This window comes from Streptomyces sp. NPDC057697 (assembly GCF_042799335.1).
Classification (GTDB): Bacteria; Actinomycetota; Actinomycetes; order Streptomycetales; family Streptomycetaceae; genus Streptomyces.
The window spans coordinates 448,102-471,431 of record NZ_JBHVJA010000004.1 but is presented as its reverse complement, the minus strand read 5'-3'; the positions used below and the strand labels follow the sequence as shown (position 1 = coordinate 471,431).

18 protein-coding genes and 1 pseudogene are annotated in these 23,330 nt (G+C 70.6%); 5 read left to right on the top strand and 14 right to left on the bottom strand.

What is annotated here, in order from left to right:
* Positions 1-56 precede the first annotated feature (56 nt).
* From ACFVFH_RS15250 to ACFVFH_RS15205, 10 genes and pseudogenes are all read right to left on the bottom strand, one after another.
* Positions 57-1,625 (bottom strand): hypothetical protein, encoded by a 1,569-nt coding sequence (locus tag ACFVFH_RS15250; RefSeq protein ID WP_383767836.1) that lies wholly within the window; start codon positions 1,623-1,625, stop codon positions 57-59.
* 111 nt (positions 1,626-1,736) lie between these two features.
* A complete protein-coding gene (locus ACFVFH_RS15245) occupies positions 1,737-2,612 on the bottom strand; it encodes a hypothetical protein (protein WP_383767834.1) in 876 nt (291 codons plus the stop codon).
* A 1,115-nt stretch (positions 2,613-3,727) separates the two neighbouring features.
* A complete protein-coding gene (locus ACFVFH_RS15240; RefSeq protein WP_383767832.1) occupies positions 3,728-6,754 on the bottom strand; it encodes an ATP-binding protein in 3,027 nt (1,008 codons plus the stop codon).
* Positions 6,751-8,613, bottom strand: a complete 1,863-nt coding sequence (locus ACFVFH_RS15235; RefSeq protein ID WP_383767830.1) for a hypothetical protein — start codon at positions 8,611-8,613, stop codon at positions 6,751-6,753. Before ACFVFH_RS15235 ends, ACFVFH_RS15240 begins: the two co-directional genes overlap by 4 nt.
* Positions 8,614-8,933: 320 nt before the next feature.
* Positions 8,934-9,908: an alpha/beta hydrolase gene (locus ACFVFH_RS15230; protein ID WP_383767827.1), complete on the bottom strand. Its 975-nt coding sequence runs from the start codon at positions 9,906-9,908 to the stop codon at positions 8,934-8,936.
* Positions 9,909-10,133: 225 nt separating this feature from the next.
* The gene (locus tag ACFVFH_RS15225; RefSeq protein WP_383767824.1) at positions 10,134-10,577 is read right to left on the bottom strand and encodes a cupin domain-containing protein; all 444 of its coding nucleotides are present in this window, start codon (positions 10,575-10,577) and stop codon (positions 10,134-10,136) included.
* 338 nt (positions 10,578-10,915) lie between these two features.
* Positions 10,916-11,308 (bottom strand): glyoxalase/bleomycin resistance/extradiol dioxygenase family protein, encoded by a 393-nt coding sequence (locus ACFVFH_RS15220; protein WP_383767821.1) that lies wholly within the window; start codon positions 11,306-11,308, stop codon positions 10,916-10,918.
* A gap of 215 nt (positions 11,309-11,523) precedes the next feature.
* On the bottom strand, positions 11,524-13,116 hold the full coding sequence (locus ACFVFH_RS15215; RefSeq protein WP_383767818.1) for an oleate hydratase: 1,593 nt from the start codon (positions 13,114-13,116) through the stop codon (positions 11,524-11,526).
* A 183-nt stretch (positions 13,117-13,299) separates the two neighbouring features.
* Positions 13,300-13,704: a GFA family protein gene (locus tag ACFVFH_RS15210; protein WP_383767815.1), complete on the bottom strand. Its 405-nt coding sequence runs from the start codon at positions 13,702-13,704 to the stop codon at positions 13,300-13,302.
* Positions 13,705-14,802: 1,098 nt separating this feature from the next.
* Positions 14,803-15,768 (bottom strand): annotated as a pseudogene (locus ACFVFH_RS15205) (PAS domain-containing protein); the annotation flags it as partial.
* Between the two features lie 647 nt (positions 15,769-16,415).
* On the opposite strand from ACFVFH_RS15205, the gene ACFVFH_RS15200 reads away from it, so the two are divergent.
* Positions 16,416-17,000, top strand: coding sequence for a DinB family protein (locus ACFVFH_RS15200; RefSeq protein WP_383767812.1), 585 nt, complete (start codon positions 16,416-16,418; stop codon positions 16,998-17,000).
* Between the two features lie 165 nt (positions 17,001-17,165).
* Positions 17,166-17,693 (top strand): hypothetical protein, encoded by a 528-nt coding sequence (locus tag ACFVFH_RS15195; protein ID WP_383767809.1) that lies wholly within the window; start codon positions 17,166-17,168, stop codon positions 17,691-17,693.
* Positions 17,694-17,919: 226 nt separating this feature from the next.
* Here the strand turns inward: ACFVFH_RS15195 and ACFVFH_RS15190 are convergent, their stop codons facing one another.
* Positions 17,920-18,756 (bottom strand): EamA family transporter, encoded by an 837-nt coding sequence (locus tag ACFVFH_RS15190; protein WP_383767806.1) that lies wholly within the window; start codon positions 18,754-18,756, stop codon positions 17,920-17,922.
* Positions 18,757-18,872: 116 nt separating this feature from the next.
* On the opposite strand from ACFVFH_RS15190, the gene ACFVFH_RS15185 reads away from it, so the two are divergent.
* Positions 18,873-19,457: a helix-turn-helix domain-containing protein gene (locus ACFVFH_RS15185; RefSeq protein WP_383767803.1), complete on the top strand. Its 585-nt coding sequence runs from the start codon at positions 18,873-18,875 to the stop codon at positions 19,455-19,457.
* A 265-nt stretch (positions 19,458-19,722) separates the two neighbouring features.
* Here the strand turns inward: ACFVFH_RS15185 and ACFVFH_RS15180 are convergent, their stop codons facing one another.
* Positions 19,723-20,241 carry a PQQ-binding-like beta-propeller repeat protein gene (locus ACFVFH_RS15180; RefSeq protein ID WP_383767800.1) on the bottom strand — a complete coding sequence of 173 codons (519 nt, stop codon included), beginning with the start codon at positions 20,239-20,241 and terminating at the stop codon, positions 19,723-19,725.
* 195 nt (positions 20,242-20,436) lie between these two features.
* Positions 20,437-20,733 (bottom strand): hypothetical protein, encoded by a 297-nt coding sequence (locus tag ACFVFH_RS15175; protein ID WP_383767797.1) that lies wholly within the window; start codon positions 20,731-20,733, stop codon positions 20,437-20,439.
* Positions 20,734-21,105: 372 nt separating this feature from the next.
* Here ACFVFH_RS15175 and ACFVFH_RS15170 point away from each other — a divergent pair, with 372 nt between their 5' ends.
* Both ACFVFH_RS15170 and ACFVFH_RS15165 read left to right on the top strand, forming a co-directional pair.
* Positions 21,106-21,723 carry a TOPRIM nucleotidyl transferase/hydrolase domain-containing protein gene (locus tag ACFVFH_RS15170; protein ID WP_383767794.1) on the top strand — a complete coding sequence of 206 codons (618 nt, stop codon included), beginning with the start codon at positions 21,106-21,108 and terminating at the stop codon, positions 21,721-21,723.
* A 248-nt stretch (positions 21,724-21,971) separates the two neighbouring features.
* Complete coding sequence (locus tag ACFVFH_RS15165; protein WP_383767792.1) at positions 21,972-22,568, top strand: hypothetical protein; 597 nt, start codon at positions 21,972-21,974, stop codon at positions 22,566-22,568.
* 222 nt (positions 22,569-22,790) lie between these two features.
* Here ACFVFH_RS15165 and ACFVFH_RS15160 read toward each other — a convergent pair whose 3' ends face one another.
* On the bottom strand, positions 22,791-23,303 hold the full coding sequence (locus tag ACFVFH_RS15160) for a hypothetical protein (protein ID WP_383767789.1): 513 nt from the start codon (positions 23,301-23,303) through the stop codon (positions 22,791-22,793).
* Positions 23,304-23,330: the final 27 nt, after the last annotated feature.

Here is a 23,330-nt window from a genome sequence, read left to right as displayed (position 1 = left end):
CAGGGCCGCATGGGGCTCCCTGCCTGCCCCGCAGGTGTCCTTGACTCCGCCGCCCGTCACTCCTGCTCCTTCGCCGCCGTATCCGCGTCCGCTTCCGTCTCCCCGACCCGGTGGATGAATATCGGTGTCGTCATGTCGATGTTCTGGTTGTCCGGGTCCTTGGCGCGCTTCAAGAGTTCCTCAGCCCTGTGGTTTCCCTGCCCTATCACGCCCGGATTATCAACATGTGTCGATATGTACTGCCCATCACGAGGTGCGAAGACGGAGTTGATCAGATCGGCATCCGGGCGGAGCTTCGCATTGGCGTCCTTGTATCCGATGACACCGTTCCCTCGCCCGATGTTCTCCAGATCGGCGACCACCGCATTCGCCGGAGGGCGCGCGCCGTCAAGGCTTCGGTGCAATGCGCGATTGCTCTTCCACGGCTCCATCGGCCTTCCCGCCACAAGACGCCCGAGGTAGGTGTCGTTCGCCCAGTTCCTGGCTGCTCCGACGGCCTGTCGTATTCTCTCTTGAATGCTCGGGGATGGTTGCCCGGAGTCCGTCTGCGGCTCTGAAGCCGTGCGCTCGCGTGAATCGGGCCCTTCCGCTCGGGAGTCGGTTTCCTCCGCTGTTGGGGAATCGGCCGGGTCCGCACCGTCCTGGGGTTCCTGGGGCCGGGCTTCATCGGTCGCCGGTCCTGCCGGGGTGTTCTCGTCTGTGCCCTCCGACTCGACGTTCTCGGCCATGCCGGTCCCGCTGTCGGACTCCACGACGTCGACGGCCTCCCCTGCGTTCTCCGACTCCGGCGACGACGGCTTCTCGGCTCCTTCGGCGAGGCCGACGTCGGCTGGTTCCTTCTGTTCCTCGTCGGCCCTGGTGCCGTGGTCGGCGTCGGCGTCGTCCCCGGGGGCGTCGGCCTCGGCTGCCCTTGTGCGGTCCGGGTCCTGGCGTGTCTCCGGCTCCTTGCTCGCTTCCGGGGCGGCCGGTCGCTGTTCGTCGGCCTGTCCGAGGGGTATCGCCTCCTCCTCGGCGGCGACCGGCTGATCGGAACGCGTTGTACCGGCGGTCGTGGCTGCCTCGCCGTCATGTCTCACGCCGTCATGTGTCGTACCGTCCTCTGTCTCGTCCGTCACCGCCCCGACCTGCTCGGAACGTGGGGCTGTTTCCAGCCCCTGCGACGGGGCATCGTCCGCCTTCTGCTCCAGGGCCGTTGGGGCATCCGGGAGCTTCTGATCCTCCTCCGCCTCCTCGACCACGATCCGGTCATCAGGCGGCACGGAGCGGTCCGGTCCGTCCGGCGGTCCCGCAGGCGTCGGCGGCTCTGGGGGTTCGCTTCCGCCCGGCGGCTGTTGCCCCGCCGACGCCGGTTCGATGTCAGGCTGTTCCACCGACGTCTCGCGCACGCCGATGTCGCCGTCCTCCAGCTCCTGGGCGTCGGTGGCCTGCCCGCCTGCCGTCGGTTCCGGCTGCTCGGGAACGTCGCCGTCCTCGACGTCGTCCGCCGTCACCTCTCCGGAACTCTGTACGTCGACGCCCGCATCGCTCTTCTCCAGGACATCCCCGTCGTCGGGCGCATGGGCGTCTGCCGGAGGTGGCGGAAGCGGAGGCGTGGGTGCGTCGGAGACATCGCTGATCTCATCCATGAACTGTTCCTCCGCCGTCGGTGCGTGCTTTCACTTCCGTGCTGCCGTCGCCCGCTCCGTCTCGCGCGGTCGAGGCGCTTGCCCGTACACGGGCCCCAAGGTGTCCGCCCTTCACCCCAGGCCCATGTCCTTCCCTAGATCCGTGTCCTGTCCGAGGTCCGGCGCCCGGCCGCCTTGCACGGCACCCGGCTCACCGGTCGTGACGTCCGACACCCGTGGCGCAGTGGCTCGGGACGCGTCGCCGAGGCCCAGTGCGGCAGTGTTGACCCGCGCCTGCTGGTCCGTCGCGTTCGAACTCCCCGGTACGTCACGCTCCTGGTCCCGGCCTTCCTGGGACCGGTCCGGTCCTTCCCGTTCCTGGAGCTCTCGCGCAGCTTCGTACACCTGTTGTGCCTCGCCGGCTCGGGCCATGTTGGCCCCGCGCATGCGTTCGACATCCGGTTCGAGTTCGAGGTCCTGCGGCTTGAGTTCCTTCGTCTCGGCATCGGGCCGATCCTCGTCGTTCCCGTCCTTGTCGTCCCGGGGCGGGGCACTGGGGCGGGACGGGATGTCGCGGGTGTCGGACTCTCCGGGTACATCAGATCCGGCGGGCTCGGGGCCGACCGGTACCCCTTCGTCGTCATCGGGGTCGTCGTCGGAATCGTCACCGAGGCCGTCCGGACCGCCCGGACCATCCGGAGGTACTTCGGCTCCCCCGCCGTCCCCCGCCGCGTGCGTCGCCGGTCGTCCGACGTTGAGCCACGGATTGGAATGCGGCCCACTGACCGAACCGGCCCACTCGGGCTCCTCCCTGCCTCCGTCCGGGGGGTCACCGTCCTCCCACGTGCCGTCCGAAGGCGTGCTCTGCTCGGGCATCGCGGCGTCCGGTCGCCGGTCCGGCATCCCCTCGGCAGCCGCCCTCGCACGCGCGTCGAAGGAGGCACTGGCGCCGGCCTGGTCCAAGGCGTCCACGGCTCGCCCGACGAGGCCCGCAGCAGTCTCGGCCATGATGCCGACCACCTTGGCCGCTCCGTCGGCCGTCGCCCCCACGGCTTCTTCGGCCTCGGAGAGTGGGCTCGAAGGGGGCTGCCCGTCCCCGGCCTCGGGTTCCGGCTGCTCCTGGCCATGCGGGGCCCGGTCCCGGTTCGTGCCCTCGGTCGTGCCTTCCCTCTCCGCGTACGACGGCTGCGGGTCGTCCTGGTCGGGGGCATCCGACTGCTCGGCGCGGGGACGATCGGGCGACGCGGGGTCCGAACCATCTCGTTCTGCGTCTGCGGGCTCGGTTGCGTCAGCGGCCTCGGTTGCGTCAGCAGTACCGGCCTCGGTGCCGGTCTGATCGGGCACCTCGGAACGAGGCCCGGACGGGGCCTCGGAACGGGCCTCGGACGAGGCTTCCGCCAAGTCGTCCGGCCGGGTGCCGTCCGGCGCCTCCTCCGTTGCCCGGCTCTCGGCACCCGGCTCCTGTACCGGCCTCTCTTCCGTGGTGGATTCGGGCTCGGGCCGGGGCTCGGGAGCGGCCTCGGCCTGCGGGCCGGGCTCAGGATCTTCCGGCTGTGCCTGCTGCTCAGGGACCGATTCCCGCGAAGGCTTCGGTTCCGGTTCAGGTTCAGGTTTCGAGTCCGCCTTCTGGTCGGACTCCGGGTCCGGTTCAGGACGGTCGGGGCCCGGGTCCGGCGGAGCCTTCCCTGTCGGAGGCTCGCCCGGCGGCTTCGTGGGCCCGGACTTGTCCGCTGGAGAATCACCGTCCACCGCAGGGTCATCGTCCGCTGGAGAATCACCGTCCACCGCGGGGTCGTCGTCCGCCGGGAAGTCGCCGTCCACCGGAAAGTCACCGTCTGCCGGAGGGTCACCGTCCTCCAGGGTCTCAGCGGCAGGCGGCGACGGCTCGGCAGAATCGGCGGTCGGCTCCGGGGCGTCGACACGTTCCGGTCCGCCGGAACGCTCCGGTGCGCCGGAACTCTCCGCGTCGTCCGCCCGCTCCGGAGCGCCCTCGTGCGGCGCCCCGCTGTGCTCGCCGGAGTCCTCCGGTACGTCTCCGTCCCCGCGAGCATGCGTGTCCTCCGGGGGCGGAGGTGGTGGAGGAGGCGGTGGTGGGACGTCGGTGACGCTGCCCAGCTCGCTCATCAGCGTGCTCCCTTCGACTCGGCGCACACCTTCGCCACCCGTGCCGCCGTCTCCGTCACCACCGCGCGCAGACGCGGGCCGTCCTCGCACGCCAGGGCGAAGGCCCTCCGTACGTGCTCCTCCGTCGTGCCGCCCGTCACCGCCGCCACCGCGTCACGCAGGCCGCTGCGGTTCACCTCACCGATCCGGGCATGGACCTTCTCCGGTCCGTACCCGGGCAGGGCGCGCACCTGGAGGCGGTGGTCCGCGCCCGAGGTCCCGGTCAGGACCAGGCCGCGCGACGCCCATTCGGCCTCGTGTTCCGGATAGCTGTGGGGCCCGTCAGGGGCGGCCTTCCGAGCCCGTTGGACGGCTTCCAGCACATCCCGGAAGCGGTAGTTGGCGTATGTGTAGCGACGCCGGTCCCCTGCGAGTGGCGTGTCTACGCCGGACAGCCCGGCCGACAGCACGGTGTACAGACGCTCCGCGAAGTCCGCCGGGTCGACCTCGTCGCGCATCAGGGCGTTCCGCGCGGCGACGGCGCGTTCCGCCGCGTACACCAGGGTGCACTCCAGATCGCGCGGGGCGAGCGCCGTCAGCGCCCTCCGTACCTCCGTCGCCGGACCGGGGGCTGCCATGCCCATCGCCTGCGCGCAGGCGGCCGCTTCCACCCAGATCAGGTGCAGCGGCTTCATGGAGCGGTGATCGGCGTCGTTCATCGTGCGCAGGGTGCAGGGTGCGCTGCGGCACGAGGCTCCGCAGAGGCTGCTGCGGCTGCCGAGCAGCGGTGGGTCCCCGCAGGCTCCCGCGGTGGTCTCGTCGTGTTCACCGTGCGGGATCGCCGCGAGGACGGGCCGGTCCATGCCGTCGGCGGCGACGGCGGCGCGTCCCGGGGGGAGGGCGACGACGTTCTCGCTCTGTTCCTCCTGGAGGTTCATGGTCGCGCCCACGGAGCGGCGGTCGTCCTCCGCCGGCAGCCTGTGCATGATCTTCAGCGCACTGTTCTTGATCACGTCGGGGAGGATCTTGCTGGGGATCTGCTCCACGATGACGACGCCCTCGCCGTACGCCCGGATCTCGGCGAGCAGCGAGGCGAAGAGTTCGACGGCCGCGGCCGCGGGCCCGTCCTCGACGTTCTTGAGGAGGCGGTGGGCCTCTTCCACGACGACCACGTGGCGCAGCGGCACGCCGCCGGTGCCGTGGTGGACCCGCAGGTGTTCCACGAGGCGGATGAGGACGGCTCCGATGAGGAAGGCCTTGTCCTGGTCGTTCGTGATCGTTTCGAGTTCGAGGACCACGTTTCCGGAGAGCAGACCGGCGACGTCGAGTGGGTGGCCGCCCTCGAAGAAGCGCCCCGGTGTGCCTTCCCGCAGGGATCCCATGCGGACGTCGACGAAGCCCCGGACGTCGGCGGTGACCTCCTTGCCGTACCCGATCATCTCGACGACCCGGGCGGCTGTCGCCTGGAGCGCGCCGAGGGTCGGGTAGACCGCCGTCCGGGGCACGTCGGGTTCGTCCAGCACGAACTTCGGCTTGTGGGCGGGGCGCGGCTCGCCGGTCACGAGGTCCCATCCGGCGTCCGTGTAGCACTGGGAGAGTGCCCGCGCCAGGACCTGGGGGAAGGGTTCGTGTCCCTCGAAGGCCGCCAGGAACAGGGCCCGTACCAGGTCCACATGGCTCTGCAGCGGGAAGCCGGGCTCCGGTTCCAGCGGGTTGAGCGAGGCGGGCGGCACGTCGACGTCACCCGGGCGGATCACGGTGACCCGCCGGGCGCCCTCCGGCCCGCTCGCCGCGCCGAGGCGTCCGGCCATGCGCGCGTACTCGGCCTTGGCCGGTTCGATCGCCAGCCAGGGGACGGGACGTTCGTGCGTGGACAGTGCGGTGAGCAGGCTCCGTACGGTCTGGGACTTGCCGGAGCCGGTGGCTCCGCAGACGAAGGCGTGCCGGTTGAGGGTCGCGCGCGACACATGGACCCTGCCCGCGGCCGACAGCGATTCGTCGAGGATCTCGCCGATCAGGAAGCCGTCGGTGGCCGTGGCCTCCGCCGTTTCGTCGGAGGTGACGTCGAAGGAGTTGGGCGCCACCGTGCGGATGCCCGGGAGTTCCCGCTGCGGTGGCCGGGCGAGCGCCGCCACGAGTTCCGCGGGGGCGACGAAGGGGGTGGCGCCCGGTGGCCCGGACCCGTCGGCGGCCTGGACGACGGTCGTGCCCAGCGCGTCGGCGAGAGGTACGGGACGCCGTGCGGGGACGAGGACGTAGGGCAGTTCGTCCAGGTCGCCCGAACCGCACAGCAGCGCCGCCGCGGCGAGCGCCGCCCCGGGGCGCTCCGCGCCGACCAGTACCCGGACGTTCCACACGCCGGTGGCGCGCGCCCTCGTCAGCTCCCGGTAGCGGGCCTCGGCCCGTTCGGCGGCCACACGGTCGGGTGCGGAGTTCTCCCGCTGGCGCAGCCGGGGCAGCTGCACGGACAGCGCGGCGCGCTCCTGTTCCAGCCGCTCGTAGGGCAAGGGTTCGGCCAGGAGCAGCCAGGCGAAGGCGTCGGGGAGGTGGGCGACGGCGTCGTCGAACGATCCGCGGCGTTCGGTGGGCAGCGCGTGCTGGTCCTCGCCCATGCGCAGCGCGTCGTGGGAGCCGAGGCAGGGCAGCCAGTACGGCATCCGCGCCAGCAGTGCGGTCGCCTCACCGGGCGGGACGTCCCGGGCCGTCGCGCCGGGCGGGTATCTCAGCGAGTGCTCGTCCGTACCGGGGGGCCGGTCCCCGGCGGGCGGGAAGCCGGGGGCGCCGCCCACGAGGAAGTGCATCGGCCGGTGCGAGCCGGGGCGTACCCACGCGGTGGCGAGCCCGGCCGGCCGGCCGTCGCCGTGCCCGCCGAGCACGGCGTGGGCCGCTGTCACCGCCGCGGCGAGCTGGGCGGCCGTACGGTCCTCCGTCCGGGGGGCGTCCGGGCGGCGGGGCACGGTGAGCAGGCGGTGGAAGCGGTAGGCGCCGAGCACGGAGAGCACGCCCCCGGCGGGCTCTCCGCCCGCGGGCCCGTCGCCTGGGGTCATGTCAGGCTCGCGCGGGGCAGGGAGGAGAGCCGGGGAAGGAAGTTGATTCCGGGATTGCAGTCCCCGAACACGACGCGTCGGCCTCCCGGACCGGCTTCGACGAGAACCAGTCCGGTCATCGGAAGGGCCTGGAGCTGGGTGGGTTCGACGGCGAACTCGTAGACGCGGCTGAGATTCTCGCTCGTGGTCGTCGAATGGGCGGTGGAGGTGTTCGTGGAGTCCTGCCAGCTGCGGGAGAGGGAGGTGGAGAAGGAGCTGGAACTCCCCCAGTTACTGCCGGACATGCCGCCGCCCCGGTTGAAGCCGTCGGTGTCCGACACACCGCGCTGGTAGCCGTAGCTGCTGCCACGGCCCTCGGTGAGGGTCTCCCCGGTCTGCCGGGTCAGCTGATTCACGAGGAACTTGTGCTCCTGCCCGATGAACTGCGCGGCGGCCTTGGCCTCCTCGCCGTTGCCCATGCGCATGAACACGGTCGCGCTGTCGGACCCACCGGCCACCTGCACAGTGTCCTCGCGGAGGTGTTCGAGCAGGAACACGAGCCTGACGCCGGCCGTCCTCGCCTCCCGGGCCATGGATTCCAGGGCGTCGCGGCCGAGGTGGTCGGCTCCGGCGACGACGAGCGTCCCCGATCCGTGCGGTACGGCGCGCTTGCGCAGCACATGCAGGAGCCGGAAGAAGACGAAACGGTCCGTGAGGTCCTTGCGGCGGCGCACGGAGTCCTCGGTCGTGACGATGGTCAGCCCGGCGGTCCGCCACCAGTCCGCCGCCAGGCCCCCGGGGGCCGCGGACTCGGCCTTCCTCGGGGTGAGCAGTTCCGTCTGTGCCCGCATGTAGCGGAGTTCGTTCTGCACGCGCTCGCCCTGGCCCAGGAGGTCGATGGCCCGGGTGATGGACTCGACCTCGGAGGGGCTGAGCGCGCCCGGAGCGTCCGGGGCGGTTTCGTGGACGCGGAGCAGGACGCGCAGGCCCGCGGCGAGACGGGTGAAGGTCATCGGTCCTTCGAGGAGTTCCGCGACGGTCTGGACCACGTCGACGTCGATGGTGTGGAGGTCCACGTCGGCACCGGGCGGGCGCAAGGTGCCCACTGTCTCCGCCAGTGTCTCGGCCAGCTCCTCGGGAGTGAACTCGTCCCGGAGATCATTGTCGAGCAGGGCTCCCGGCATGGGCACGTGTGTGACGGCGATGTCGCGGCTCGCGGCGAGCCCGGCCAGTTCGAGTGCCACGGCCTGTTGGGTGAGGTCGAGGACGACGAGCGGCTCGCCGCTGCCGAGCAGTGGCCCGCCGACGGTGGCGAGCAGGCTCGCCCAGCCGTTGCCCGTGCCGCCGAAGACATCGATCCGGCTGGGCCTGGACGCCAGGGAGAGCGGGAACCACGTGTCCAGCGTCTCGTTGTGCTTCAGGTGTTTCTCGCGGTGGGCGTCGAGTCTGCTCTGCCAGGCACGCCGACGCCGCTCGTAGTCGCGCCGGGCGTGGGCCCGGGACGTCTCCAGGCGGTTCTGGGCCGCTCTCAGCCGGGCGCTGGGGGAGCTGGCCATCAGTATGACGACGACGAGGCAGACAGCGACCGCCGCGGCGATCCCTCCGCCTGCGGCGAAACCGACGACACCGGCCAGCAGCACGAGGCAGCCGCAGCCCTTGTTCTTGCTCCCGGCCATGACCCGCTCCTCCATGGCGCGGACCTCTGCGCCGGAGGGTTCGGTGTACACGGGCGGGTTCTGGGCATCCCGGTGCGCGGGCGGCTCGGGGGGCTGGACGAACTCCCAGCCCCAGCGTTCCTCCCCGGTGAAGACACGCAGTGCCAGTTCCGCCCCGGCCTCCGGCTCGCCCTCTTCACGGCGCTCGTTCTCGGCAGTACTCATCACGCCCCCCGTCGATGTCGCAGCATCGTGACCTGCCCGGTGGCGCCTGTCATCACCCCGATACCCGGGTAGGGCCGATTGTCCGGAAGTCGCCCAAGCATGACCGGACTTGGTACTTCGCCACGAGTCCGGACGGGCACGCTTCGCAGCCGCGACTCCTCCCCAAAACCCTGGCCATGCGCCGATGGCGGCGTAGCGCGGATCGCCACCGCTACTCACTGGAGGGCGAGTTGACGGGCCGTTACCTTGCGTCCGGGGTGGCCGAGAACACCCCCATCTGTCGTGGGCGCGTGGCCCGGCCGCCGGTCGTAGGACGGGTCCTATTCGCCGTGCAGGGCCTTCTTCAGGAAGTCGACGGCGAGTCCGCGGGCGATATGGGCGGCGCGGGTGTCGCGGAGGCTGTCCAGGAGGAGGAAGTCGTGGACCATGCCGGCCACCCGGACCGAGGTGATGTCCACGCCGGCTTCGCGCAGTCGGTTGGCGTACTGCTCGCCCTCGTCACGCAGTACGTCGGCCTCGTCGGTGATGACGAGGGTGGTGGGCAGGTCTCGGAGCTGTTCCAGGGATGCCCGGAGCGGGGAGGCGTACACCTCGGTGCGCTGGGAGGGGTCGGTGGTGTAGGCGTCCCAGAACCACTTCATGCCGTCGCGGGTGAGGTAGTAGCCCTCGGCGAACTGTAGGTAGGACGGGGTGTCGAAGTCGGCGTCGGTCACCGGGTAGAGCAGCACCTGAGCCTTGAGGTCGATCCCGCCGCGCTCCTTGTTCATCAGCGCGAACACTGCCGACATGCAGCCTCCCACCGACTCTCCGGTGACCGCGACGCGTGAGGGATCGAGGCCGTGTTCCGCGCCGTGCTCCGTGATCCATTGGCCCACGGCGTAGTTCTGCTCCACCTGGGTGGGGTACTTCGCCTCCGGCGCCCGGTCGTAGACGGGGAAGACGCCTGCGGCGCCCGCGCCGACGGTGAGTTCGCGGAAGAGACGGTCGTGTGTCCTGTCGTCGCCGAAGACCCAGCCCGCACCGTGGATGAAGACCACGACCGGTAGCGGACCGTCCGTTCCCTTGGGACGGATGATGCGGGTGCGGACCTTGCCCCATGGTCCGGCATCGACATCGACCCACTCCTCGTCCACTTCCGGGCGCGGCACATCGGGGCCGCTCTGCAGGCCCAGCAGGATGTCCCGGCCCTTCTCCGGAGGGACCTCGTAGATCCGGGGATGGGGATCGGTGGCCTCGGCCAGTTCCTTGGCGGCCGGTTCGAGGTAGGGCGTGAGGGGCGGCGGAAGCTCGGTCATGTTCGCTCCATATCGCGGGCACACAGGTGGACTGCGGACCGGGTCACTGGATTTCGGCGATCAGCGTTGGCGGCGACCGCCTTCGGGCAGAGATCCCCCGTCATCCATGGTTGGCGCCACGGTCGGCGAGTGCAACCGCCACGGAGACAGTCGCCGCGGCTGCGAAGAGCCGTCCGGGTACGAGGGGGCCGGCGCCCGAGGCGGGCGCCGGTCCACTCCGCTCCCCTACCCCGCGCTCGTCCCGGTGAGCTGGTACAGCTCGGGCACCGAGACCTTGATCGGTTCCTGAGTGGTCCGTGCGATCACGACGACCGCGGGCTCGTCCGGGTCCGGATTCTCCTCGCGATGCGGGACGAACGGCGGCACGAGCAGGAAGTCGCCGGGACCGGCGCAGATCCTCACTTCCCGCTCACCGTCGTGGTACACGAACACGGGGTGTCCGCTGACCACGTAGATCCCCGCCTCCGAATCACCGTGGTGGTGGTTGTCCGTTGTGCTCAGCGGCGGATTCTCCACCAGGCCCATCCAGAGCTTCTTCGAACCGACCGTACCGCCGCTGAGAGCCGCGTAGCCGTCCAGCTCGCCTGCTCCTACGCGGTGGACCCGGTTGTTCGGAGGGACGCCGCCTTCGGTGTCCGGCGCGGACTCGATGCCTCTGTGAGTGGTCACGTGGGGCCTCCTGATGCTGTTGTCGACGACCTTCGGTCGAACACCAGGCTGCAAGCACCAACCCCACCACGGCAAATATCATTGCTGGATCAGCAAAGGACGTGTCAGGACGGCGTAGCACGGACACCATGAGGCATGGGAATTCCCCGCGCCCAGGCAGTTCCGGATCACGACCTGGTCCACCGGGCAGGCGCAAGGCGGCATCCCGTCACGACGGACGCCGGCAGCGCCCACCCGGGGCGCCCTCGACCCGCGACGAGGCCCCTCGTGGCTCGCGCGGGCCGATGACGCCGAGGGCCGCCGAGCAGCACTCCGTACGGCCGGCAGCGCACAGGTGCTCAGTACGTCTGGATCTCCAGCAGATTTCCGTCCGGGTCACGCAGGTGCGCCGCCCGCAGCCTCCAGCCCGGCAGGTCCCGGGCCGGGGCCACCAGAACACCACCGTGCCGCTCGCACAACGCGACGGCCGCGTCCAACGCCGCCGCATCCGCGACGGGCACCACAAAGGTCGCGCCACCCGCGGCCGGAGCGGACGGGACCTCACCGGCGAACGCGTCCCGCTGGATCACCGCGAACGCGGTCGCCCCGTCGGGCGTATCCCAACTGGCATAGCCGGACGCCGCATCACCCCGCGCGAGCCCACATCCCATCAGCTCGGGCAGTACGGCCTCGTAGAAGGCAAAGACGGCCGGGTAGTTCCCGGCGAGCACACGCGCATACAGAGCAGACACAGGTCCCAACCTACTATCCCGATGCCCTCATCCAACTCGAACGCCGTGAATGCGTCAGGGACTTGATGCAGGTGGTCGCCCCGGAACGGCCCGGGTCCCCTCGTCGGACACCCACGGCGGAGGCCGTATGCGCCGGAGGGGCCGTGCCAGGTCCGGACACGGCCCCCAGCAGGCGTCTCCGACGCCGTTCGAGTAGCGTGCGACCCGCTGCGGAATCAAGCCAAGGCGGTCCTCAGCGCGGACCAGGCGACCTTCGGATCGGCGAGGCCGTGGTACATCGGCGGGATCTTCTTGTCGACGCCGAAATGATGGTGGACGGCGATCATGGCGGCCCGGACCGAGTATTCGACGGTGAAGACCACGTCCTCGGGGATCTCGACGAACTGGCCGAGGAACGCGAAGTTCTCGGCTCCCTCGGGGACGACCAGCGGTCGGTCCGTGACGGCGCGCCGCTGGAACTGGGCGTCGATGTAGGGCATCTGGACCGTGGTCACCTTCGTCGTCGCCCGGACCTCGTCGGCGATGTCGTCGAAACCGAGATGGCCGAGGAGTTCGTCGAGGATCTCGGCACCGGTGCAGTCGTCCATCTTCTTGGGCACATGGTCCCCGGGGACGTCGCCGAACAGCGCGTACCCCCACAACGTGTAGGTGTTCTCCTGCTGGTCCCGGAAGTGCGGCTGGGCCGGTACGACCACCGAGAGGAGCCAGCGCGAGTCCTTCCAGGTCATCAGGGCGCCCTCGCCGGGGACGTTTCCGGTGTACTCCTGGATGCGGTCCAGGAGGGTGCTGCCGGTCATGGTGAGGGTGAAGGACTCCCACTTGGTCTCGTCGATGTTGCCGCAGAACGCGGTAGGGCGGCCGAAGTCCGGGGCCTTCCTGGCGATCGACTCCCAGAGCCGCCAGGAGCCGTCACGCCTGTCCCGGATCAGCTCCGGGACGGTGGAGCGGTCGCCGTACGTCGTGTCGGCCGTCATCGATCCGATCGTCAGGAACGCGTAGTCCTCCTCGCCCAGCTCGATCGTTCCCGCCTCGACTCCGTCGCGCTCCAGGTGGAGCCGGGAGATCCTGCGCGCGGAGGGGTCGGAGAAGTCCACGTCGGCCACGGTCACCCCGAACTCGGTCCGCACGCCTTGGGCGGTCAGCCACTCCTGGATGGGACGGATGACGGAGTCGTACTGGTTGTACTTGCTGCGCCGCACCCCGGACAACGTGTGGATACGGTCGAATTCCTGGACGAAGGCGAGGAAGTACCGCTTCAGCTCGATCGCCGAATGCCAGGTCTGGAAGGCGAAGGTCGTGCGCCACATGCACCAGAAGTTGGTGTCGAAGAAGTGCGGCTGGAAGAAGTCGTCGATACGGCGTGCGCCGATCACCCGCTCGGGGAGCGCGAGCAGCCGGGTCATGTCGACGCGGTCGCGGGCGTCCAGACCGAGCCGGGAGGCGTCGGCGATCGTGCGGTCGCCGTTGATGATCCGGGCCTTGGCGTTCGTGGGGTGCTCGATGTTGAAGGCGAGCATCTCCTGTCGTACCGAGATGGCCGGGTCGTCCAGGGTCGGAATCGTCTCCAGGAGGTCCCACAGGCACACATAGTGTTCTTCTTCGAACATCCGGCCGCCCCGGGTGACGTATCCGCCCTCGGCGGTCGGCGCGGGGGCACCGTCCATCGATCCGCCGAGGATCGGCAGCTGTTCCAGGATGTGTACGTTCTCGCCGGGCACCCCGGCATCCCGTACGAGAAAGGCGGCTGCGGCGAGCGAGGCGATGCCGCCGCCGACGAGGTGGACCTGGGAGTTCTTCGATGCCGACACGAGTTGACCTCCGGTACGGCGGAGCGAACACGGAACGGCCGCGGCGGGCGATGTGGCCCGGCGGCCCTCACCGAGCCTCTCCCACCCCCGGGCATCGCGCGAACGGAGCCGGCCGGGCGCCATCGGACCGAGTACGCCGAGGACCTGATACGGCGGCCCTGAAGGAGCCCGGGGACCGCCGGATCAGGTCGTCGGCCGGGTGGAGGGGATGGGCGGCAGCCAGGCGGGGGTCCGCTCGCGGAAGCTGTGGCCGACCGGGGTGATCCCGTCGCAGTCGTCCAGGGCCGAGAGACAGACACCGAGGAGATCGTCGCCGTCGCCCGCCGCACCCAGGGGCGTGGCGCACACCGGACAGAACCAGCGTTCCAACGTGGGCCAGGAACGGAACGAGGCGGGCGTGCCGGGACCGGTCCAGGTGAAGGCGGTGCGCTGGAAACCGACCCAGCCCATGAAGGGGCCGCCGGACAAGCGGGCGCAGTGGGGGCAGGAACACAGGTGGGGGTCGTAGGGCTCGCCGGTGGCCTCGAAGCGGATGTGCCCGCACAGGCAGCCGCCGGTGAGCACCTGTGGTGTGGAGTCGTCGGTCATGGGGGGTTCCTCGCTGTCGGATGGCGGACGCGCGCGCCGCTGGGCCGCTGGGCCGCTGGGCCGCTGGGCTGCTGGGCTGCTGGGCTGCTGGGCCGCAACGAGGCGGGGGGCGCCGCGGTGGACGGCAGCCTGGCACGGTGCGTCGGCGGCGAGTCGGTGGCCATGTGGAATCGGGCCATTGCCATCACCGTGACACCGCGCGGCACGTGCCGGCGCCGCGCAATTGCCGCACGGAGCGACCAGGCGTTCAGGTTGGCCGGAAACTCTCGGAGCACACGGCCGAACGGGCGACCATCCCTCGAACGGGGACGTTTGGGCGGGCCCCGCCCGTAGCACTTGGCCTCCCCCACAAATTCGCACATGCATCCCGCATTGCCTCCGCTGTCACCCGTTACGGCGAGGAAGGAGTCCCGTTTCTAGAGCATCCGTGCCATTCGACGGCCTGCTGGAGGCGACGACGAGCGTGACACTCGATCCCCCTGACGCAGCACCTCGGATTCGAACGACTGCGAGCCCGGAGACGCACTCGTGAGTACGCACATGCGCCTGCGGGCACCTTCGTATGCACATGCGGGCACCTGTACGGGCGGGGGGACGCGCTCAGACCGGACGGCTCCTGATCCTTGCGAGGAGACTCGCGATGCTGTTCTGCGCAGCGTCACCGTAGCGGTGCGTTCCCTGGGATTCGGCCGAGCCGTCGAGAGATCGGCTTGGTACCCGTGCCTCGCCGCCCTGGGGCTGTTCACCCGTGCCGGTCCTTGCCCAGGCGGTCCGGGGGCGCTGCGGCCGGCGGGACGGGGAGGAGGCCCCTCCGTCCGTAGCGCTCGCGGCGCCGGGGCCTCTGGAGCCGTTGACATCGTGGAGATCGGCCGGCCGGACGGTCTCGCCGGTTGCGTCGGAGCGAAGCGAGGTGGGCGCGAGGGCACGCTGGTTCGCCAGGCGCACCGGGGCGGGCCGCTCTGCCTGCTCGACAACTCGCTTGCCGAGCCTGGCACTTACAGCCGCACCGATGATCCAGGACCCGGCTATCGGGGCAGGCGCAAGGCTCTGCGCCGGACGCTCCCGTACCGGGGTGGTCGGGAGCTGACGGGCGGGGGCCAGCTCGCGGTCGGTACCGGTCGGGGACTCGCCACGCTCGGCCATCAGCTGCTCGTACCGGGCGGCGAGTGCCGCGTACCGCTCCTGCTGCCGCTTCAGTTCCACCGCATGCCGCTCGGCACGGGCGGCGAGATCGGCCGCGTGCTGCTCGGCCAGTTGCTCGTACGGCCTGCGGTCGGTGAACGTCATGACCGCGCCGACGAGCCGGCCCCCGTCGTGGACCGCCGCTGTGGTCAGGTCGACCGGCACCCGTTCTCCGTCCTTCGCCCACAGCACCTGCCCCCGGACCCGGTGCTTGCGGCCGGAACCGAGGGTGTCGGCAAGTGCTGACTCGGAGTACGGGAGGGGCCGGCCGTCCGGGCGCGAGTGCAGCACCAACGGGTGCAGCTCCTGGCCGCTGAGTTCGCTGGCACGGTAGCCGAGAATGCGGGCGGCGGCCGGGTTGGCCAGGACGACCCGGCCGCCTGCGTCGGTCCCGACGAATCCTTCGTCCGCGGCGCGCAGGATCATCTCGGTCTGACGTTGTGAGCGGATGAGTTGCGCCTCGGTGTCGAGCGTGCCGGTGAGGTCTCGTACGACGATCACGACCAACTCGTCGCCGCTGCCCGCGCCGTACACGTCGTATGCCTCGCGCCCGTCCTCCATACCGGCGACCGCCGCCTCGACCGGGAACTCGGTGCCGTCCGTGCGCCGTGCCGTCATTCTGGTCGGACGGGTACGGACTCTCCGGTCGTCGGCGGCCTCGGCGCGGCGCTGCGAACCGGAGATCAGCAACGAACCGCAGTCCGGCAGCAGATCGAAGAGGTGGAGCCCGAAGAGCCCGGCGCCAGGCGTCTCGAACATGTCGAGGGCGCTGATGCTCGCGTTGACGACCAGGCCGTTGTGGTCGACGAACACGAGACCGTCCGGCAGAGCGTCCAGCACGGTTGCGATACGGACAACTCCCCTGGCTGACCTGCTGTCCACGGCAGAGTTTCCTTCCTGGTCGGTGCTGCCCCGGGCACCGGTTCATGACTGGATCCGGCTGAGTCCTTGTGCCGACGGTCACGGCGGCGTCGGAGAACGGCAGTGACCCGGCCCGGGGCGAGGCCATGGTTTGCACGGCCGCAAAGCCGTTCGACAGCCGGTAACTTAACTCCTGAAATACCTGCCGACGCATCCGTTGCAGCGCTTCCTCCCTTTCTTAGGGGTCTCTTAAGAGAGGGTTCAGGCCGCGATGAGAGTGCCCGGCCGCGTCACGCACAAGTCACGGTGTTCGCCCCGCTCGGCCACGGCGGCGCACACCCGGCTGCGGCATCGGCGCTGCGGCGACCCCAGCCAATTGGGGGGCGAGGCGCCGAGGACGGCGCCCCTGTGGGCCCGCGCGCTGCCGCATGCAGAACCCGCGGCTTTGAATTTCACCGGACTTTCTTCCGGGAACGGGTGGCGAATACCGCGACGACTTCGGCTCCTTACTCCGCCCTGTTCAAGAAACGCTTTGCGTTGCCGAAAGGGCGGACCGGGACGCGGCACACGCCAGGCGGCGGCCGGGGCCAGGTCTTGGCCCTGCCGGTCGTTGTGGACCACACAAGGGATCTTGAGACCGCGCGCAGCTCATGGCAGGCTCGTGCCGCATGATCGATGAATTCGCGAAAGAGAACCTGCACGAGAGACTGCGGCGGGACCGCAAGGCGCTGCTCTGGAAGCTCGACGGCTTGTCCGAATACGACGTCCGCCGACCTCTGACAGCGACCGGAACCAACCTCCTCGGCCTGGTCAAACACGTGGCCACCGTCGAGGCCCGGTACTTCGGTGAGGTCTTCGACCGCCCTTCCCCGGAACCGCTGTCCCGGTGGCAGGACTCCGACGGCAGCGATCAATGGGCAGCCGAGGACGAGACCCGCGATCGGATCATCGAGTTCTACCGGCGCACATGGGAACACTCCGACGCGACGATCAGCGAGCTCTCCCTCGATGCCCCCGGCCACGTGCCATGGTGGCCGGAGCCCTTTTCCCGCACGAACCTGTTCGCCGTCATGGTCCACGTCCTCGGCGAGTCCATCCGGCACACCGGGCACGCCGACATCCTGCGCGAGGGCCTCGACGGCCGGACCGGGTTGCGCGCCGAACACGAGAAGCAGATCGACGAGGAGGCCCGCGCGGCCCACTGCGCGAAGATCGAGCAGGCCGCCAGGTCGGCCGCGCGAAGGAAGGCTTGAGGCGGTTGTGCGGCTGACGGCAACGCGGCAGCGGTCTCCCGTACACGGTCCGGCCCGTCACCGCCCTCCACGACCACGCCCCCGCCGCAGGACCCACGACGTCACAGGGCCCGGCTCCGTCCTGCCCAACCACCGCCTGCCGCAAGATGTTTGAGGCTGAAGCGCATGAGCATGCGGGGGCGGTGTTACCGGTACGTCGGTCCGGTCGATCTCAAAGCGGCGGTCCGGCCCGGCAGTGGGGGCCGCCGGATCCGCTCGACGACGGACTTCGGCGTCTGGGCCACTGAGCGCTCGGCGGCGGAGTTCTCCGAGCCGTTCACCTTTGTGGTCGGCGTGGACGGTGTGCTTCGTCTGGCTCCGCGACGGAGCGAGCATGTGGTGTGTGCCGGAGGCGGGGAGGTTCTGAGCGCGGGTGAGATCGGCTTCGTCCACGACGCGGGCCGGTGGGCGGCGAGTTACGTCAGCAACCACTCGACGGGGTACTGCCCGGACGCCGGTTCCTGGCCCTCGGTCGCCCAGGCGCTGGATCGGGCGGGGCTCGGCCACCCGTCCGGCTTCACCCACGAGGTGGTGTTCCGGCGCTGCCCTGACTGCGCGGAACACAACATCGTGCGTGAGGACGACTTCGTCTGCGTCTTCTGCTCCGGCGATCTGCCCGCCGAATGGAACGTGGACCCGGCCCCCACGTCGTAGCCTCCGCAGGTGGTCGGGGAAGTACGCGACACGGCCGGCCCTCCTGACGGCCGTTCCCCCTTCAGGGGCGACGGGCGTCCTGGTGCTGCTCGCTCCGCCACCTCAGGCCCTTCAGCCCCTCGGCTCGGCGCAGGAGGCAAGGGGCAAGGACCGCCGCGCCGGCCGAGTACCCGGTGCCCGGCGTCCCGTACCCGCTCCGGGCCGTGGAACGGGCTGCCGGGTCCGCTCAGGTCAGGGCGAGCAGGCTGACGGCCACGGCTGCGGTGCCGAGCCCGACCAGCTGGCCGCGGTGAATCCGTTCGGCGAGCACACTGCGGGCGAGCAGGACCGTACCCGCCGGGTAGAGGGCGGTGATGACGGCGACGACGGCGAGGTCCCCACTGCGTACGGCCATGAGGAACAGCAGGTTCGCCACCGAGTCCAGCACTCCCGCGGTGGCCGATACCGCGTAGGCGGGCCGCTCGGACCCGAGTCTGCGGAACATCAGTCCCGCCGCGGCGAGGGTGATGGCGGAGGAGACCGCCCGGCCCACGATCAGTGGCGCCACACCGCTGCCGGACGGCGCCTGGTGCAGGAAGACCAGCTGGAGGGCGATGGCCGCACCGGCACCGAAGGCCAGCAGCAGCGCGTTACGCGGGGGCCGCGCCGACCCCGCGCCGTGACCGGCGCTCACCATCACCACCGCGGCCAGTGCGAGCGGCAGTCCCACCAGTCCGGCGGCCCCGAGGTGCTCGCCCTGGAACAGGCCCACACCGACAGGGAGTACGGCGGACACCAGCGCCGTCACCGGCGAGAGCACGTTCATGGGGCCGATCGCCAGGGTGCGGTAGAGCAGGGAGAACGCGGCGGCCGAGGCGACCCCGGAGGCGGCGCCCCAACCGAGGGCTCCGGCACCGAACGACGCGCCGAGCACCGGCCACAGCATCAGCTCGACCGCGAGAGAGGCCGGGGCCGCGATCATCACCGTGCGCAGAACGTGCACCTTGCGGGCGCCGAGGCCACCGAGGAAGTCGGCGCACCCGTAGGCCAGGGAGCTGCCCAGTGCCAGCAGCAGAGCGATCACGACACATCCCCTAGTATTCAGCGAAACGACCGAACCGTACAACGGACCGACCGCCCTGTGTCAACCAAACGACCGTGCGGTGCATTCCAGTGGTCCACCTGCAAGGAAGTGATCGGATGACCGAGACGGACGCGGCTCTGCGGACGCTCGCGCACAACGTCAGGGCGGCACGCACCCGCGCCGGGCTCTCCCTGGACGAACTCGGCCGACGGGCCAAGGTCAGCAAGGGCGCCCTGGTAGCGCTGGAGAAGGCTCAGGGAAACCCGAACTTCGCGACCCTGGTCAGGCTGGCCGATACCCTCGGCGTCTCCGTGTCCGCCCTCATGGAAGGGCGGACGGAGGGCAGAGTCCGTGTCGTGTCCGCCGACACCGTGATGCCGTTGTGGACCGGTGGGAAGGGCAGTGAGGCCCGGCTCATGCTGACCACATCGGGCCCGGCGCCGGTCGAGGTCTGGCGTTGGCAGCTCCGGCCGGGCGAGGAGTACCCCAGCCATCCTCACCAGGCCGGGGTCGTCGAGACCGTCAGTGTCACCTCCGGCCGGATGGTCCTGGTGGTCGACGACGCCGAGCACACCGTCGAGGCCGGGCAGACCGCCGCCTTCGACGGCGACTCCCCCCACGCCTACCGCGGCGTCGGCAGCGAAACCTGCCATCTGATCATGACCGTCCACCTGCCGCCCGGCCCCGCCTCTCAGGCCTGACGCCTCCGGCCCGGGCCGCCTTCGACTCGGACTGCTCGGGCCGTCATATGAGCGGGGCTGCCCTATGAGTGGACCGCCTTCGACGGGGGCCGCCTTCGGCTCGGGCCGTCGAGCCCAAGTGAACACCCCGGTGGTCGGGCACACTGAGCCGCCTCACGGGATCAGCGCGCTGCACCACAGCGGCGATCCGGCCGACCGGACCGGATGAGGGCGACTGCGAGATCCGTCCGGGTCAGCGACGCGTCCTGTGCCGCGCCCGGGCGGGCTAGCGGCCGCTCTCGGCGTCCAGCCCGAGCACCGTACCGGCGTACGTGCCGACATAGATGACCCCGTCGGCAAGGACGGGGCCGGCCCCACTGCCGTCCAAGGCATGACGGCACAGAACCGCGCCCGTGCTGAGCCCGAGCTTGAACAGACCTCGCCCGTCCGTGGCGCCGACGATCCAGCCGTGCGAGCCGCAGATCACCGGCGAAGAGGCACCGTAACGATTCGGCAGATGCCAGATGAGCCCACCGTCGTTCCCGTTCACCGCGTACACCCCACCGTGGCTGTCGCCCACGAAGACCATGCCCTCGGCCAGCGCCGGAGTGTTGTCGACCACACCGGCGGCCTGCGCGCCCCAACGCTGTTCACCGGTGGCGGCGTCGTAGGCGTAGAACCCACCGGCGCCGGTGCCCGCGCAGACGATGCCGTCCGCGACGCTCGGCGTGCAGCAGCTCAACTGGTTCGCGGTGGAGCCCCGGTGCCACAGCTCCTCGCCACTCGCCGCGTCGAGGGCGGTCAACTGGGCCCGCGCGCCCTGTACATGGACCCGGCCGACGACGTGGGCGTCGGCACAGTGCCCGACGCGGCCGTGGGCACGGCATCCGCCGGACCGCCTCCGGGGCCGCCGGAATTCCTGTCCTTCTCCGTTACCGCCGCCGCCCTGCCCTCGCCGACACCGGGAGCCGTTTCCGTGGACTCGCCCCACAACCCCGGGTCACTCGCGCACGGCCGGGGTGAGCAGCCGTGCCGCCACCTCCAGCTCCACGGTCTCCACCACATGACCGGTGTCGTAGGCGGGGTCACCGATCTCGTACAGCTCCCGGTCCGGGCGCTCGGTGACGAGCCGCTTCAGCGGCGGAATCATGGTGTCCACGGCCGGCGGGTGCCGACTCACCGCCACCAGTGGGAGCAGGGCGGGCAGTTGGACGAGGTAGACGGTGCGGGTGGCCGTGGGACTGTTGGTGACGCAGTCGAAGACACTGAACCAACGGCCGTCCAGAGTGCCGCTCACGGCGTCCGGCGCCATGGCTTTCTCGGAGTCCACACCGAGCGGCGCCGCGCACAACTGCATGCGTTCGGGATGCCAGTCCGTACAGGTCCACCCGTGCTCCTTCGCGAGGCGACGCAGCGCCGCGCAGTAGTTGCGCTGGTCCTTCCTTCTCGACAGCCCTCCCCTTCCATCGGTCCTCGGAGCCTGTTCCTCCCCAACAAGAGTCCTGTGGCCAGGAGATGGGCCTGTCCGGCCTCCTGGCCCTGGTCGCCGTGTCAGCAGCCCACTGAGCCGCGCCACGAGGACTGCGGAAGCGGCGCTCCCGGCGAAGGCCGGGAAGCGTTGCGCCTTAATCGCGTGCCGCGCCGGTCGGCGCACGTGCAGACTTACCGCATGGCGGACATGCAGGCATTTCATGACGCGCTCCACCACTGGGCGGCCGGTGGCCCCGGTGCACCCGCGGGTGAGCTGGCCGTGGGGCTGGGGCTGCGGACGGCGGTGCTGTTGGAAGGACCGAGCGACCTCGCGGCCGTCGAAGTGCTGGCCGCACGTCGTGGCCGGGACCTCGCCGCCGAGGGGGTGTGCGTCGTGGCGATGGGCGGGGCCATGAGCGTCGGCCGCTACGCCGGTCTGCTCGGGCCGCCCGGTCTCGGCCTGCGATTGACGGGGCTGTGCGACGTGGGCGAACAGGGCTTCTACGAACGGGGTTTGGAGCAGGCACGGGCGCCGCGCGAGGGCGTCTTCGTATGCGTGGCGGATCTGGAGGACGAGCTCATCCGCGCACTGGGTACGGAGCGGGTCGAGGAGATCATCGAGGTGGAGGGCGACCTGCGGGCCTGGCAGACCTTCGTGCGCCAGCCCGCGCAGGACGGCCGGCCCCGGCAGCAACAGCTTCGGCGCTTCCTCGGCACGAAGAAGGGGCGGAAGATCCGCTACGGCCACCTCCTGGTGGAGGGCCTCGGCCCCGGCCAGGTACCCGCCCCGCTCGACGGCCTCCTCACGAGCCTGTGACCGGCACGCACCCGCCCGACACGCCAGGTGCGACTGCGCTGTGCCCTGCGGCTCGGCAGCTTTCACATCCGCGCGGAGGCCGGGGAGACAAAGGCCCTCCTGACGGGCGGGTCCCCTGGTAGGAGGCTGTCAGCGCAGGGTGGGCGGCGGCCCGAACCGTTCGTCCGCGAGCCCTGGACGGGGGCCAGGAGACCGAGTCCAAGCGACCCTTTCGTTCGAAGGCGGCCATGGGGTTGTAGCCTGCCCAAATGGTGGATGAGCTCGGGATACGGATCGGTTCCAAGGCCGCGCGCCTGTTGGCCCGGCTCGGGCGCGCCGAGATCCGTCCGGGGCTGTCGGAGCAGGAGTTGACCGGTGTCGAAGCGCGGTTCGGGTTCGCGTTCGCCGCCGACCACCGCGCTTTCCTCGCGGTGGGTCTGCCTGCGGGAGGGGGATGGCCCGACTGGCGTTACGGCGATGCCGCCCTGCTCCGTTCCTGGCTCGGCAGGCCGGTCGAGGACGTACTGTTCGCAGTGGCGGAGGCGGACTTCTGGCATCCGGGCTGGGGTACTCGCCCCGCCCGTCAGGCAGACGCCGCGACCGTCGCGCGGGCGCACTTGGCGTCGGCACCGCAGCTGGTGCCGGTCTACTCCCACCGCTATCTGCCAGCTGGCCGGGAAACGTTTGCCCACCCGGTGTTGTCGATCCTGGGCGCCGACATCGTCCCCTACGGATACGACCTCATCGATTACGTGCAGCAGGAGTTCGGCGGCCCGCAGGACAGCACCGAAGAGGACCGGCAGGTCGCTGACGCCACCGCAACGTTCTGGGCGGACTTCCTGACCTGGTCCAACCAGGCTGAGTAGAAGGGCGCGTTCGGCACGGACGGGCCCGGAGTGCCAAGCCCGCCCGGTCCCGCTCCGGGGATCGCGGCCGACCCGGCGCGGTGCCTTGAAGGTGGCTTCAGCAGGAAGTCCGCGCGCTCGCAGACGCCGCGGATGCCACAGATGCCGCAGACGCCGCAGACGACCTTATTGTAGATCTGCGGGCCGCGGGCCTCGGTCAGCTCGCCTCCGGCGGGCGGCTCTTCACTCGTCGTCGAGGCCCTCGATGTCGACCGGCCGCGTTCCGTCGAAGGTCACGAGAATTCCGTACGGGTCTCCCAGCCGGAACCTGCTCTCGGCGAATCGGATCGCCCAGGTCCGGTCGGTCCACACCGTCGCCTCGGGAGCGCCCAGCGGAAGTTCAGGGAGGTCCAGCCAGCCCAGTTCCTCCGTCGTGAGCGCGAAGCACCGGTCCCGGAGCCGTGCGCGGCAGTGTTCCAGGGCCTGATCGACCAAGGCGTCGAAACGGCTCACGACGTCATGAGCGAGTCGGAGGGCGGACTCCCCCGGCGCGGCCGCCGGTTCGACGACCAGGCTCACCCCGGCCGGGTGCGAGCCGGCCGGGCGCGGAAAGGAGCCGGTCCAGCAGGCCATCGACGGAGGGCTCTCCACCTTTTCCAGCATGAGCCCGGCCACGAGCAGGGATGCGGGCAATTCCGCGTCACCGACCAGTTCCTCGACGTCGGAGCCGGTCCGCGACGTGTCGCTGTCAGTCATGGCCCCAGCCTAAGTGGTCGGCTCCGA